At 53.6% G+C, this 11,873-nt stretch carries 15 protein-coding genes and 1 tRNA gene; 8 read left to right on the forward strand and 8 right to left on the reverse strand.

Annotated features, from left to right (window positions below; genetic code table 11):
* Positions 1–47: 47 nt before the first annotated feature.
* Positions 48–1,232, reverse strand: a complete 1,185-nt coding sequence (emrD, locus tag ACA108_00110; protein XEX95989.1) for a multidrug efflux MFS transporter EmrD — start codon at positions 1,230–1,232, stop codon at positions 48–50.
* A gap of 441 nt (positions 1,233–1,673) precedes the next feature.
* Positions 1,674–1,970 carry a hypothetical protein gene (locus tag ACA108_00115; protein XEX95990.1) on the reverse strand — a complete coding sequence of 99 codons (297 nt, stop codon included), beginning with the start codon at positions 1,968–1,970 and terminating at the stop codon, positions 1,674–1,676.
* A 171-nt stretch (positions 1,971–2,141) separates the two neighbouring features.
* Between ACA108_00115 and ACA108_00120 the strand changes: the two genes are divergently transcribed.
* Positions 2,142–2,759, forward strand: coding sequence for a hypothetical protein (locus ACA108_00120; protein XEX95991.1), 618 nt, complete (start codon positions 2,142–2,144; stop codon positions 2,757–2,759).
* Between the two features lie 120 nt (positions 2,760–2,879).
* Here the strand turns inward: ACA108_00120 and ACA108_00125 are convergent, their stop codons facing one another.
* Positions 2,880–3,035, reverse strand: a complete 156-nt coding sequence (locus ACA108_00125; protein ID XEX98190.1) for a toxin-antitoxin system HicB family antitoxin — start codon at positions 3,033–3,035, stop codon at positions 2,880–2,882.
* Between the two features lie 3 nt (positions 3,036–3,038).
* Positions 3,039–3,224 carry a type II toxin-antitoxin system HicB family antitoxin gene (locus ACA108_00130; protein ID XEX95992.1) on the reverse strand — a complete coding sequence of 62 codons (186 nt, stop codon included), beginning with the start codon at positions 3,222–3,224 and terminating at the stop codon, positions 3,039–3,041.
* 384 nt (positions 3,225–3,608) lie between these two features.
* Here ACA108_00130 and ACA108_00135 point away from each other — a divergent pair, with 384 nt between their 5' ends.
* The 3 genes from ACA108_00135 to ACA108_00145 are packed head-to-tail and all read left to right on the forward strand — an operon-like array spanning position 3,609 to position 4,941.
* Positions 3,609–4,088 (forward strand): Hcp family type VI secretion system effector, encoded by a 480-nt coding sequence (locus ACA108_00135; protein ID XEX95993.1) that lies wholly within the window; start codon positions 3,609–3,611, stop codon positions 4,086–4,088.
* Between the two features lie 44 nt (positions 4,089–4,132).
* Positions 4,133–4,501, forward strand: a complete 369-nt coding sequence (locus ACA108_00140; protein ID XEX95994.1) for a tlde1 domain-containing protein — start codon at positions 4,133–4,135, stop codon at positions 4,499–4,501.
* A complete protein-coding gene (locus ACA108_00145) occupies positions 4,498–4,941 on the forward strand; it encodes a hypothetical protein (GenBank protein XEX95995.1) in 444 nt (147 codons plus the stop codon). The genes ACA108_00140 and ACA108_00145 overlap by 4 nt, the downstream gene beginning before the upstream one ends.
* Before the next feature lie 140 nt (positions 4,942–5,081).
* Here the strand turns inward: ACA108_00145 and ACA108_00150 are convergent, their stop codons facing one another.
* Both ACA108_00150 and ACA108_00155 read right to left on the reverse strand, forming a co-directional pair.
* Positions 5,082–5,378: a hypothetical protein gene (locus tag ACA108_00150; protein XEX95996.1), complete on the reverse strand. Its 297-nt coding sequence runs from the start codon at positions 5,376–5,378 to the stop codon at positions 5,082–5,084.
* 88 nt (positions 5,379–5,466) lie between these two features.
* A complete protein-coding gene (locus ACA108_00155) occupies positions 5,467–5,610 on the reverse strand; it encodes a hypothetical protein (GenBank protein XEX95997.1) in 144 nt (47 codons plus the stop codon).
* 137 nt (positions 5,611–5,747) lie between these two features.
* Here ACA108_00155 and ACA108_00160 point away from each other — a divergent pair, with 137 nt between their 5' ends.
* A complete protein-coding gene (locus ACA108_00160; GenBank protein ID XEX95998.1) occupies positions 5,748–5,912 on the forward strand; it encodes a YlcI/YnfO family protein in 165 nt (54 codons plus the stop codon).
* A gap of 401 nt (positions 5,913–6,313) precedes the next feature.
* Here the strand turns inward: ACA108_00160 and ACA108_00165 are convergent.
* Positions 6,314–6,408 (reverse strand) — tRNA-Sec (locus ACA108_00165).
* Between the two features lie 291 nt (positions 6,409–6,699).
* Between ACA108_00165 and ACA108_00170 the strand changes: the two genes are divergently transcribed.
* From ACA108_00170 to ACA108_00180, 3 genes are all read left to right on the forward strand, one after another.
* Positions 6,700–8,106, forward strand: coding sequence for a glycoside-pentoside-hexuronide family transporter (locus tag ACA108_00170; GenBank protein ID XEX95999.1), 1,407 nt, complete (start codon positions 6,700–6,702; stop codon positions 8,104–8,106).
* Complete coding sequence (gene yicI, locus ACA108_00175; protein ID XEX96000.1) at positions 8,106–10,430, forward strand: alpha-xylosidase; 2,325 nt, start codon at positions 8,106–8,108, stop codon at positions 10,428–10,430. Before ACA108_00170 ends, yicI begins: the two co-directional genes overlap by 1 nt.
* 174 nt (positions 10,431–10,604) lie before the next feature.
* Positions 10,605–10,826, forward strand: coding sequence for a YgdI/YgdR family lipoprotein (locus ACA108_00180; GenBank protein ID XEX96001.1), 222 nt, complete (start codon positions 10,605–10,607; stop codon positions 10,824–10,826).
* A 115-nt stretch (positions 10,827–10,941) separates the two neighbouring features.
* On the opposite strand, the gene ACA108_00185 is transcribed toward ACA108_00180, so the two are convergent.
* Entirely contained in the window at positions 10,942–11,850 is a 909-nt protein-coding gene (locus ACA108_00185) for an alpha/beta hydrolase (GenBank protein ID XEX96002.1), read from the reverse strand.
* Positions 11,851–11,873: the final 23 nt, after the last annotated feature.

The following is an 11,873-nucleotide window of genomic DNA, read 5'->3' on the forward strand; positions in this document are numbered from 1 at the left end:
CCCGATCGCTCGTAGGGTGGATAAGCCTGCGTCATCCACCAGAATCGTTAAGCCGCCTCACCGTGCTGCTGAAACTTATGCGACAGCGGCAGCCAGCACAGCAAAATCAGCACGCCCATCGCCGTCATCAGCATCCCCAGGCTGAACTGCCCGGTTTGCGGCAGCAGCGCGGAGAACCACGCCATCGCCCCGGAACCAATGTTTTGCAGGCCACCAACCAGCGCCCCCGCGGTACCGGCCAGGAACGGGAAAGGCTCCATGGCGCCGCTGGTTGCCAGCGGGAACAGCATCCCCGCGCCGAAGAAGAACAGCGCGGCGGGGACGATCAGCGTCCAGATATTCATCACGCCGAACCAGCCCGGCAGCCACATTAATATCCCCGCGAACAGGCAGCTCAGCACCGCCTGCCACATCAGCGCCGAAAACCGCCCGTTCTGACGGCCCGCGTACCAGGAGCCGAAGAACGCCGCCGGAATAGGCAGAATAAACAGAATGCTCACCACCACGCCGTTCAGCCCCAGCACGCCGCCCATCAGCACGCCGGAACAGGCTTCGAAGACCGCCACGCCCGCCAGCCCGCCAACCAGCATCAGCAGATAGCAGTTGAACGAACCGCTGCCGAGCAGCGCCTTATAGCTGGCCCTGAGCCGCAGCGGCTGCACCTGAACCGGACGCGTTTCCGGCAGCCAGCGCAGCATGCAGAACGCCACAATCATGCACAGCAGCAGCAGAAAACCATAGCAAGCGCGCCAGCCCCACACCGAATCGAGCATGCCGCCAAGCACCGGCGCAATCAGCGGGCTGACCAGAATGCCCATATTCAGCAGGCTGTTTGCCTGGCGCAGCGACGATCCCTCATAGAGATCGCGCGGCATGGTGCGGGCCATCACCCCGGCCACGCCAGTGCCCATCCCCTGCAGCGCGCTGGCATACACCAGGGCGGATAAATTAGTGGTAAACAGCGCCCAGACCGTAGCGAGAATAAAAATGCCCATCCCGGCCAGTATGACGGGGCGACGCCCGATGCGGTCTGAAATCGGCCCGTAGAACAGCTGGGAAATACCGTACGTCAGCAGATACGTCGCCATCACCCGCTGGATAGCCCCGTCGCGTACGCCCAGTTCGTGGGCTATATCGGGGATCGACGGAATATAGATGGTCTGGGTCATCTGCCCGACGGCGACCAGCAGAATAAGCATCATCAGCAGGTGAATATTGGCTAACTTTCTCATCGTCTCAGCATGGTTATGGGTGGCAAAGGACAGTCACCAGTGAATGTCACTGACACAGTATGAAAATCGAGAGGAATCTACCACAGATAAAGCGCGAGGCAAGATGACGTAGCGTTTTCCCTGGCGGCACAAACTGGCCTGATGTAAAGACGGCGCGGCAATGTTTGTTGCCAGCGTTTATTAAAGGGAGGCCTGACTCGTAGAATGAAAAACAACCGCCGCTCAAATTAGCAGCAACTGTTTACACCGTCTGAAACTTCATCGTATATTTTGAACGTTGGTATATTACGATGTGCGAAGCAGTTGCGTCCCATACGCGCTCAATGCAGTAAAAACAAACGACCCCGCCTCACCAGCGGGGTTTTTGTTTTTCAGGCCAGCAAGAAAGGGATGAATAAGAAATGAAGGGCGTGCAGCTGCGGCTGAAGAAGCCTGTCGTACTCAGTCAAAATAGCCGTTGGGGATCGCCTGCCCAAACCCATCGCCGCTGTCGGTACTGTTATCCCGGCGGCCACGCGCCTCAAGCCTTTGCGCACGGAGCTGTTCACTGATTTCGCGACGCTGGTCGTCACTCAGATACTCTTTGTTGTAATAAGGATCAGGATACGGCGAACGGATAAAACCCTCTTCGGCAGGCGAGTTTAAAGAACGCTGGCCGCTACCGGCGGAGCTATCCAGCGAAGAACAGCCAGCCAGAACCAGTGGGGCCAGTAACAAGAGCGCGCGTTTATAAGCCATTTTTCTTCACCTGTGAAAGTTTGTCCGCAGCGTATCATGAATAAACGGCCTCAGGCTGTGCTCAATCTCTCCTCAACGAAATGTTTAAACACACTCTTTCCCGCCGCTATTTACCAGTCTTTCTACGCTTAATAAGCCTGCTAATTAACCGACTAAACGCTGGAGAGAAACATGATAAAGCACCGTTTACCCGCTCTGCTGCTGGGTGCGCTGGCCCTGAGCTTTGGAGCGATGGCCGCCACGCCCGATAACGTTATCACCCCGGTTCGCGGCACGATTGAGAATGTGAACGACAATACCCTGCAGCTCACCACGCGGCAGGGCGAAAAGCTCAGCGTTGGACTGACGGACAAAACGAAGGTGAACAGCGTCAGCAGGGCGAAGATGAGTGACATCAAGCCGGATAGTTTTATCGGCACCGCCGCCGTACCCCAGGCCGATGGCACGTTAAAAGCGCTGGAAGTACATGTCTTTGCCCCAAGCCTGCGCGGCTCCGGAGAAGGCTTCAATCCGTTTGAATCCGCCAACGGGCAGGTCAACACCATGACCAACGGCACGGTCGGCAAGCTGGTCAACAGCAATGGCCGCACAATGACGGTGAAATACCACGACAAAGAAAAAACGGTCACCGTCCCGGACGACGTCCCGGTGGTGCTGATAACCCCAGCCGATAAATCGATATTAAAACCAGGCACCAAAGTCGTGCTCTTCGCAATGAAAGACGACAAGGGCAACGCGGTCGCCCGCGGGATTTCCGCCGGGAAGGATGGGCTGGTGCCGCCTATGTGAGGGAAGAGGCTGTTGGTCACGCGTAGGGTGGATAAGCGACAGCGCCATCCACCAGTGTTTTGAAGCAGAAGGCGGATGGCGCAGGTTTATCCGCCCTACGAGATCGGAGTCGAGATAAAGTCAGGAATCACGCTGCTTGATAAGCATCTTCGCGCCCTGATTCAGCAGATGATTAATACTCTCCCCGCTTGCCAGCGCAATACGTTCCAGCGCTGCATGGTCTTCCGGTGACAGGCGGGCAGAGATTTTCCCGCTATAGGATTTATAAGGCTCAATCCCTTATTTACTGCACGTTTCCAGAAAGAACTTCAGGGATTCCGCGCCTTCTGTTTTCAGCTCCTGAACGCTGTAGGCATAGAAATCCGCTCCGCCGTTAAAGCCGATGAACTCTCCGCGAAACATTTCAATGTCTGGTTCGAAGCTGATAACGGCCGTATGTCCGTCAATTTTGATAATGTTGTTCATGGTCAAATACCGAATTATGTACGCAACTAATAATCGCGGGTAACTAAGCACATAATATTTTATTGTGTTAAATGGTTCAGTGAATAATATTTTATTCAATATGTCATTCGCGATTACACAATTTATTCATATTGTGAATGGCTGCTTTGAATTTGTAACTATCTGGTTGCGTAACTAGAAGCCTGAATAGCAAATTATTACTTGTCTTAAATATATAGCCTCGGTGAATAAGCGGTTTGCTATCATTCATGATCCTGATGTTATTAGGCGATCACGATCACGATTTTGATCATTTGCCGTTAAATAAGGGATATAGATGTAGCACATTTTTGAATCTCACAGATATAATTTTATTGATTAATAATGATCCACAGGAGAAAAGGCATGGCAATACCAGCTTATTTATGGATTAAGGATGATGGCGGCGCACTTATTAAAGGATCAGTAGATGTTGCTGATCGTGAGGATAGTATTGAGATTTTGAGTTTCATGCACGGCCTGAATATTCCCACGGATAACCACACGGGAAAGCTTACCGGGGTGCGAGTTCATAGCGCACTTGAGATTGAGAAAGAGTTTGATTCATCAAGCCCTTATTTATATAAAGCCGTTTCCAGTGGGCAAACTTTAAAATCCGCTGAAATTAAGTGGTATCGTATAAATCATGCGGGGCTGGAAGAAGAATATTTTAATATGCTTCTGGAAAATGTAAAAATAGTTGGGGTTAATCCAATTATGCATAATATCAAAGCAGTGCAAAACATGAATCATCTTGAATCAGTTTGTCTTCGATATGAAAAAATAACCTGGAAGTATTGCGACGGAAATATAGTTCATACTGATACATGGAAAGAAAAAGCCTGAGTTTTAATGGCGCCTTTTGCGTCATTAAAAGCATGGAGCTACATATGACATGGATATATGATGTAAATAAAAAAACGTTTTATCGAGATGGCATCTTACAATTTAAAGCCTTATACGCAGGAGTGCCAGGTTTTAAGGACGATACGCAGTATGAATCACTTGTTAATAAAGGACCATTACCGAGAGGAAAATATCTTATTGTAGGTCAGCCTTTTACTCATCCTACGGCAGGAAGATTTACACTTCGTCTTCAACCAAGTGTAAGCAACAACATGTTTGGTCGTGCTGGGTTTCTTATTCATGGTGATAGTATAAGAGAACCCGGTACAGCATCAAACGGATGTATAGTAGCAGCACCAGATAAAAGGAAAATCATATGGGAAAGTGGCGATAAGGAGTTAATAGTTAGATGAAATATAGATTATTAGTTATTAGTTTGCTGTTTTTGGTACGAGTTTCCTTCGCAACTGAATCTAAAATAAATCCGTGTGTTGTCCCAGAGTCTGCTATAGGTATTGGTATGATAGAAGCAATGGATCAGGATATGAGAATCGATATTCAAACATTGCAAAAAGATAAAACTAAAGTGACGTTGCTCAGTAACACAACCGTGAGCGAACGACTGGCCGAACAATTTGCAATTACAGATGAAAAAAAATCTACTAACAGCTGGCTTTCCGTAAAGGATTACAAAAAAATATATCTGGAAGATAATGCGCGGAATTTAATAATAAAATATGATTTTGTGAATAAAGAAGATAAACATAACATATTTATTGTTTCAGCTTTAGTGAATGATAAGGAGTGCTCCGTCAGGTTCAATGATTACTTAATAGCGAGCCGTGGGTTTTGATAAAAAATTTGCATGGGAATCTTTTTATTTATCTTCTACCACTGTGAAAAGCAGTCACGTAGGGTGGATAAGCGGCAGCGCCATCCACCAATGTTTTGAATTAGAAGGCGGATGACGCAAGCTTATCCGCCCTACAAAACCTAGTGAATTTCCGGGTTGGCGGCACCGCCAATCATTGCCAGCCCTGTCGAAACACGAACGAATCGCGGTGCTTTCAAATCCTCGGCCAGCACATCCAGCAGTTCGAACAATAAACCAGAGATATGCTCTTCCTGATCGAATGACTGGTCCCCCTGCATTAAGAGCATGGTCAGCGCCGCGCAGTACGCACGCAGCGTTTCGGAATCCGTGGAAAGCGGGCAGCGATACTCTTCGCCCGTCTTCACCTCCACCGTCAGGCGCTCGATCAAATGCGCTGGCAGCGGCGCTTTGCACAACCTTCAATACCTCCAGCCCGGCATACAGGCGGCCATACAGCGCCATACGCCCGGTATGGTCGTGGCAATCAATCAGCTCATCGATATGCTACTGGCAGAAGTCGAGCACCTGGAATAAATCCATGCTGACGCTAAGCGGGGTTTTTAACAGCGCGATGCGAGCCGGCTCGATTTGTGACGGATTGGTGGTGATTTCAGAGGCAGGGGTTGTGATATTATGTTGAATAGCCATGGCGTTAACTCCATTAACGTTGTGGTCAGACGCCTCGGTGGTGGGTCCAAGCACTGCCGGGGCGTTGCTATTTATTGCTTCTCTTTCTGACGGTAGGTACCATCAGTAAATCCACCATAAACCACTTGGTACCTACCATGCAAGACAAAAAACAAAAACTCGCCTTCGATCGACCAAAAAGTACGATGAAGAACATTCGCTTCGAAGATGAGCTTTTGGAACAGATTGAGAAAGCTGCTGGCAAGGGGCAGTTTAGTGCCTGGGTGAAAGAAGCTTGCCGAATGCGGTTGAATAAAAAATAGAGTTTTATCATGACTATCTCAGCAGGTTATGCATGACACGCATGATCTTTTCGAAATAACTTTGCTGCACACAATGGTATTGGATTAGAAAACGTAATGGTTCATTTGGTTTTTCACCCAGATATAGATTCTGATATGAAACCTCAGTATATACTCAGCCCCAGCAGCCAGATTATATTCGTGACATTGAGATGTTCTTAGAGTTAGTTAAATCGCTGCAGTGCATTATTTTGAAAAAAAAGTCAGATGTGGGAGATAAGATTCTCGATAATATTGATATACAGAAAGGGAAAGTATATTTGTATTCTAATACTTCTTATGATTTATCGTAGCTATATTGATGCGTAATTCTAATACCTTGAGAGTTAATAAATAATTTACTGAGTTATGTACGAAAAACTTGGCGGAAGATCACAGGAGTTGAACCTGCCCGGCGCCGCTGGCGGCACCAACTGGATTTGAAGTCCAGCCGCCTCACCGGAGACGACGATCTTCCCAGCCTTCATTGCTACATGGAGGCGGTGCGCATTATACCGAGTTTCCCGGATCCTCCAAACAATGCTTTTGTCTTTTACCGTCTTTTCCCCTCATTTTCATTACTAAAATTAAGCAGATCCGCTCACTTATCCACCAGCCCCCTACGGTTATCTTGCTAAGAGAGCGACCCGGCTCACAGTTATCAAGAATCGTAATCTGATAACCAGAAAACAGAATTCACCGCTCGCCCTCAATGCTTTACAACGTCAGACAGTGAATTTTCGCTGCCGTAAGGACAGGGGCTGTAGAGATGACAAGTCAGGTACTCTCCGCGAAGGAAAAGTTTGGCTATGGCCTGGGCGACGCCGCCAGCCATATCATTTTCGATAACGTCATGATGTACATGATGTTCTTTTACACCGACATCTTCGGCATCCCCGCCGGGTTCGTCGGCACCATGTTCCTGCTGGCCCGCGCGCTGGACGCCATCTCCGACCCCTGCATGGGGCTGATTGCCGACCGCACCCGCAGCCGCTGGGGGAAATTCCGCCCGTGGATCTTCTTTGGCGCCATTCCGTTCGGCATCGTCTGCGTGTTCGCCTACAGCACGCCGGATTTCGGCCTGCACGGCAAAATGATTTACGCGGCCGTCACCTACACGCTGCTGACCCTGATGTACACCGTGGTCAACATCCCCTACTGCGCGCTGGGCGGCGTCATCACTAATGACCCGTCGCAGCGCATCTCCCTGCAGTCCTGGCGCTTCGTGCTGGCGACGGCGGGCGGCATGCTCTCTACGGTGCTGATGATGCCGCTGGTGAAATTCATTGGCGGGGACGATAAAGCTTTTGGCTTCCAGGGCGGGATTGCGGTGCTCTCCGTGGTGGCATTCATCATGCTGGCGGTCTGCTTCTTTACTACCAGAGAGCGGGTGGAGGCGCCTCCGGTCAGCACCTCGGCCCGGGAAGATCTGCGCGATATCTGGCACAACGACCAGTGGCGCATTGTCGGCCTGCTCACCATCCTCAACATTATGGCGGTCTGCATCCGCGGCGGGGCGATGATGTACTACGTCACCTGGATCCTCGGCTCCCCGCTGATGTTCACCGCCTTCCTCACCACCTACTGCGTCGGCAACCTGATCGGCAGCGCCGCCGCTAAGCCGCTTACCGACTGGAAGTGCAAGGTCAGCGTCTTCTGGTGGACCAACGCCGCGCTGGCGGTGCTCAGCTTCGCGATGTTCTTCGTGCCGATGAGCTCGGTGGTCACCATGTTCGTCTTCATCTTCGTGATTGGCGTGCTGCACCAGCTGGTGACGCCAATCCAGTGGGTCATGATGTCCGACACCGTGGACTATGGCGAGTGGACCAACGGCAAACGCCTTACCGGCATCAGCTTTGCGGGCACGCTGTTCGTGCTCAAGCTCGGCCTGGCCATCGGCGGGGCGCTGATCGGCTGGATGCTGGCAGGCGGCGGGTACGATGCCGGTGCCGCCACGCAAAACAGCGCCACTATCACCATCATCATCGCGCTGTTCACCCTCTTCCCGGCGGTCTGCTACCTGATCAGCGCCGTGGTCGCCAAACGCTTCTACACCCTTAAGACCCCGTTCCTGACGAAGATCCTCGGCGAACTGGCGGCAGGCGTGCGTCGCAACCAGCAGGATTTTGAAAACACATCGGTTTCCCGGGAATTACAGCAGGAGAACATGAAGTAATGAAAATTAGTGACGGTAACTGGCTGATCCAGCCTGGGCTTGCGTTGATTCACCCGATTCAGGTGTTCGACGTGGAGCAAAACGGTAACGAGATGGTGGTCTACGCCGGGACGAAAGACGTCAGCGAACGCGGCAACCAGCTGGATACTCCGCTGTTCACCCTGCGCTTCTTCTCCCCGCAGGAGGGCATTGTCGGGGTGCGTATCGAGCACTTCCAGGGCGCGGTGAACAACGGTCCGCACTACCCGCTGAACGTGCTGCAAGACGTAAAAGTCGAGATGCAGAACAACGAGAAGTTCGCGGAGCTGAAAAGCGGCAGCCTGACCGTGCGCGTCACCAAAGGCAGCGAGTGGGCGCTGGATTTCCTGCGCGACGGCGTGCGCATCACCGGCAGCGCGTTCAAGAACAACGGCTACGTGCAGGATGCGAATACGGGCCGCACGCATGTGTTTGAACGCCTGGACCTGGGCGTGGGCGAAGCGGTGTACGGCCTGGGCGAGCGCTTTACCGCGCTGGTGAAAAACGGCCAGACGGTGGAAACCTGGAACCGCGACGGCGGCACCAGCACCGAACAATCCTACAAAAACATCCCGTTCTACCTCACCAACCGCGGCTACGGCGTGCTGGTGAACCATCCGGAATGCGTCTCCTTCGAGGTGGGCTCAGAAAAAGTCTCCAAGGTGCAGTTCAGCGTCGAAGGGGAGTATCTCGAATATTTCGTGATCGACGGCCCGACGCCGAAAGCGGTGCTGGACCGCTACACCCGCTTCACCGGCCGTCCAGCGCTGCCGCCGGCCTGGTCGTTCGGCCTGTGGCTCACCACCTCGTTCACCACCAACTACGACGAGGCGACGGTCAACAGCTTCATCGACGGCATGGCGGAGCGCAACCTGCCGCTGCACGTCTTCCACTTCGACTGCTTCTGGATGAAGGCCTTCCAGTGGTGCGACTTCGAGTGGGACCCGGTGACCTTCCCGGACCCGGAGGGAATGCTCAAACGCCTGAAGGCGCGCGGCCTGAAAATCTGCGTGTGGATAAACCCCTACATCGGCCAGAAATCGCCGCTGTTCCGCGAGGGGATGGAGAAGGACTACCTGCTGAAACGCCCGAACGGCGCGGTGTGGCAGTGGGATAAATGGCAGCCGGGGCAGGCGATTGTCGACTTCACCAACCCGCAGGCCTGCGAGTGGTATGCCGGGCACCTGAAGCGCCTGGTGCGCATGGGCGTGGACTGCTTTAAAACCGACTTCGGCGAGCGCATCCCGACGGACGTGGTGTGGCACGACGGCAGCGATCCGCAGAAAATGCACAACCATTATGCGTTCATCTACAACGAACTGGTGTGGAACGTGTTGAAACAGGAGCTGGGTGAAGAAGAGGCGGTGCTGTTTGCCCGCTCGGCCTCCGTGGGCGCGCAGCAGTTCCCGGTTCACTGGGGCGGCGACTGCTACGCCAACTATGAATCCATGGCAGAGAGCCTGCGCGGCGGGCTGTCGCTCGGCATGTCCGGCTTCGGGTTCTGGAGCCACGACATCGGCGGCTTCGAGAACACCGCGCCTGCCCACGTCTATAAGCGCTGGTGCGCGTTCGGGCTGCTTTCCAGCCACAGCCGCCTGCACGGCAGCAAATCCTATCGCGTGCCGTGGGCGTACGACGATGAAGCCTGTGATGTGGTGCGCCACTTCACGCAGTGGAAGTCCCGCATGATGCCGTATCTGTACCGTCAGGCGGCCTACGCTGCTGAAACCGGGACGCCGATGATGCGCGCCATGATGCTGGAGTTTCCGGACGATCCGGGCTGCGACTATCTGGACCGCCAGTACATGCTGGGCGAGTCGGTGATGGTAGCGCCGGTATTCAGCGAGGCGGGGGACGTGCAGTTCTACCTGCCGGAAGGACGCTGGACGCACCTGTTCAGCAACCGTGAGGCACAGGGCAGCCGCTGGCACAAAGAGCAGCACGGCTTCCAGAGCCTGCCGGTCTACGTGCGGGACAACACGCTGCTGGCGCTGGGTAATAATGACCAGAAGCCGGACTACGCCTGGCACGAAGGCACCGCCTTCCAGCTGTTTAACCTTGAGGATGGCCGTGAAGCGCTGTGCGAAGTCCCGGCGGCGGACGGTAAAGTCATCTTCACGCTGAAGGTGAAGCGCGAAGGTAACGCGCTGACGGTGCAGGGTGAAGGGCAGGCAAAAGCGTGGACGCTGTGCCTGCGTAACATCAGCAAAGTGCAGGGCGTGCAGCAGGGCAAGAGCCAAATGGGCGAGCAGGGCGTGGTGATTACCCCGGATTCTGCCGGGTCACGGATGGTGATTGAGCTGTAGGTTTAATGGCGGATGACGCAGGCTTATCCGCCCTTCATTTTACCGCTTCGTAGGGTGGATAAGCGTCCGCGTCATCCACCTTTTTTTAATGTATACCCCTCGCAACACACATTAACATCAGGTTGTGGTTTAAAGGCGTATAATCCCGTGATCTTTTAAAGGGGATTTATCGTTATGAAAAAACTGCTTTCTTTCGCGCTGCTCGCTGGCGTTGCGCTGTCCGTTACCGCCTGTTCCAGCAACTACGTGATGTCCACCAAAACGGGCGAAATGATCATCACCCACGGCAAGCCGGAAGTGGATAAAGAAACCGGCCTGACCCGCTACACCGACCAGCAGGGCATCGAGCATGAGATCAACAACGACCAGATCTCGCAGATGATTAAGAAAGACTAAGACCATTTTTGGCTTACGACGCACTGCTTTCGTAGGCCGGATAAGCGCGGCGTCATCCGGCAAAATGTACACCATTGCTGAATGACGCTATCGCTTTTCAACCCTTCAGCTACCGCTACCGCCTCACCCGCCACGCAATATCCTGCATCGCGCTTCGCGCAGCCGGGCTGATCCCGCCGAGCTGGAAGAAACCGTGGATCACGCCAAGATAGCGCTGGCAGGTGGAATCCACGCCATGCTCCATCAGGCATTCGTGCAGCACTTCGCCTTCGTTGCGCAGCGGATCGTACTCGGCCGTAATAATATGCACCGGCGGCAGGCCGCTGAAATCTTCGCGGTACAGCGGGCTGGCTTCCGCATCCATTGGCTCGAGATCCGCCATATAGGCTTCGTAACCCGAAAGCAGCATATCGCGGGTGATAATGTAGTCGTAGCCATTTTCCTGATAGCTGACGGACTCCGCCGTGGCGTCCAGCATCGGGTAAATCAGCACCAGCCGCGCGGGCTGCCATTTCCCGGAGCCCTTCAGCCGCAGCGCGGTGACCAGGGCAATATGGCCCCCGGCACTGTCGCCCGCAAGCGTAATACCTTCGCGGTTCACTTCCAGAAGCTCTGCATTGTTCCGGACGGCATTGGCCGCACGCTCAGCGTCGTCATGCGCTGCCGGATACGTGTGCTCCGGAGCCAGGCGATACTTCACGGCAATCACCCGGCAGCCGCTGTAGTAGCAAAGCTGGCGCAGCTGGTTGTCATGGGTGGCAAAGCTGCCGCTCACAAAGCATCCGCCGTGGTAGTAGATAACGGCGGGTAGATCGCCGGATGCGTTAAGCGGGGAGAACACGCGTAGCGTCATGCCATCAAGCCTGATGTCTTTTACGTCTACGCGGGTTTCCGTTTCACCGGCCAGGGTCGTGCTGGCGAGATACCCGGCGCGGCGTTCGTCGATAGTTTGCTGGCGTGAAGAGGGGCGACCGGCGGCGATAAACTCATCAACCAGCGCCTCGATGGCGGGTTCTAAAGACATAGCTGAGATCCTGCGTGATGGGT

It is taken from the genome of Dryocola sp. LX212, from assembly GCA_041504365.1.
In the GTDB taxonomy this organism is placed as follows: Bacteria; Pseudomonadota; Gammaproteobacteria; order Enterobacterales; family Enterobacteriaceae; genus Dryocola.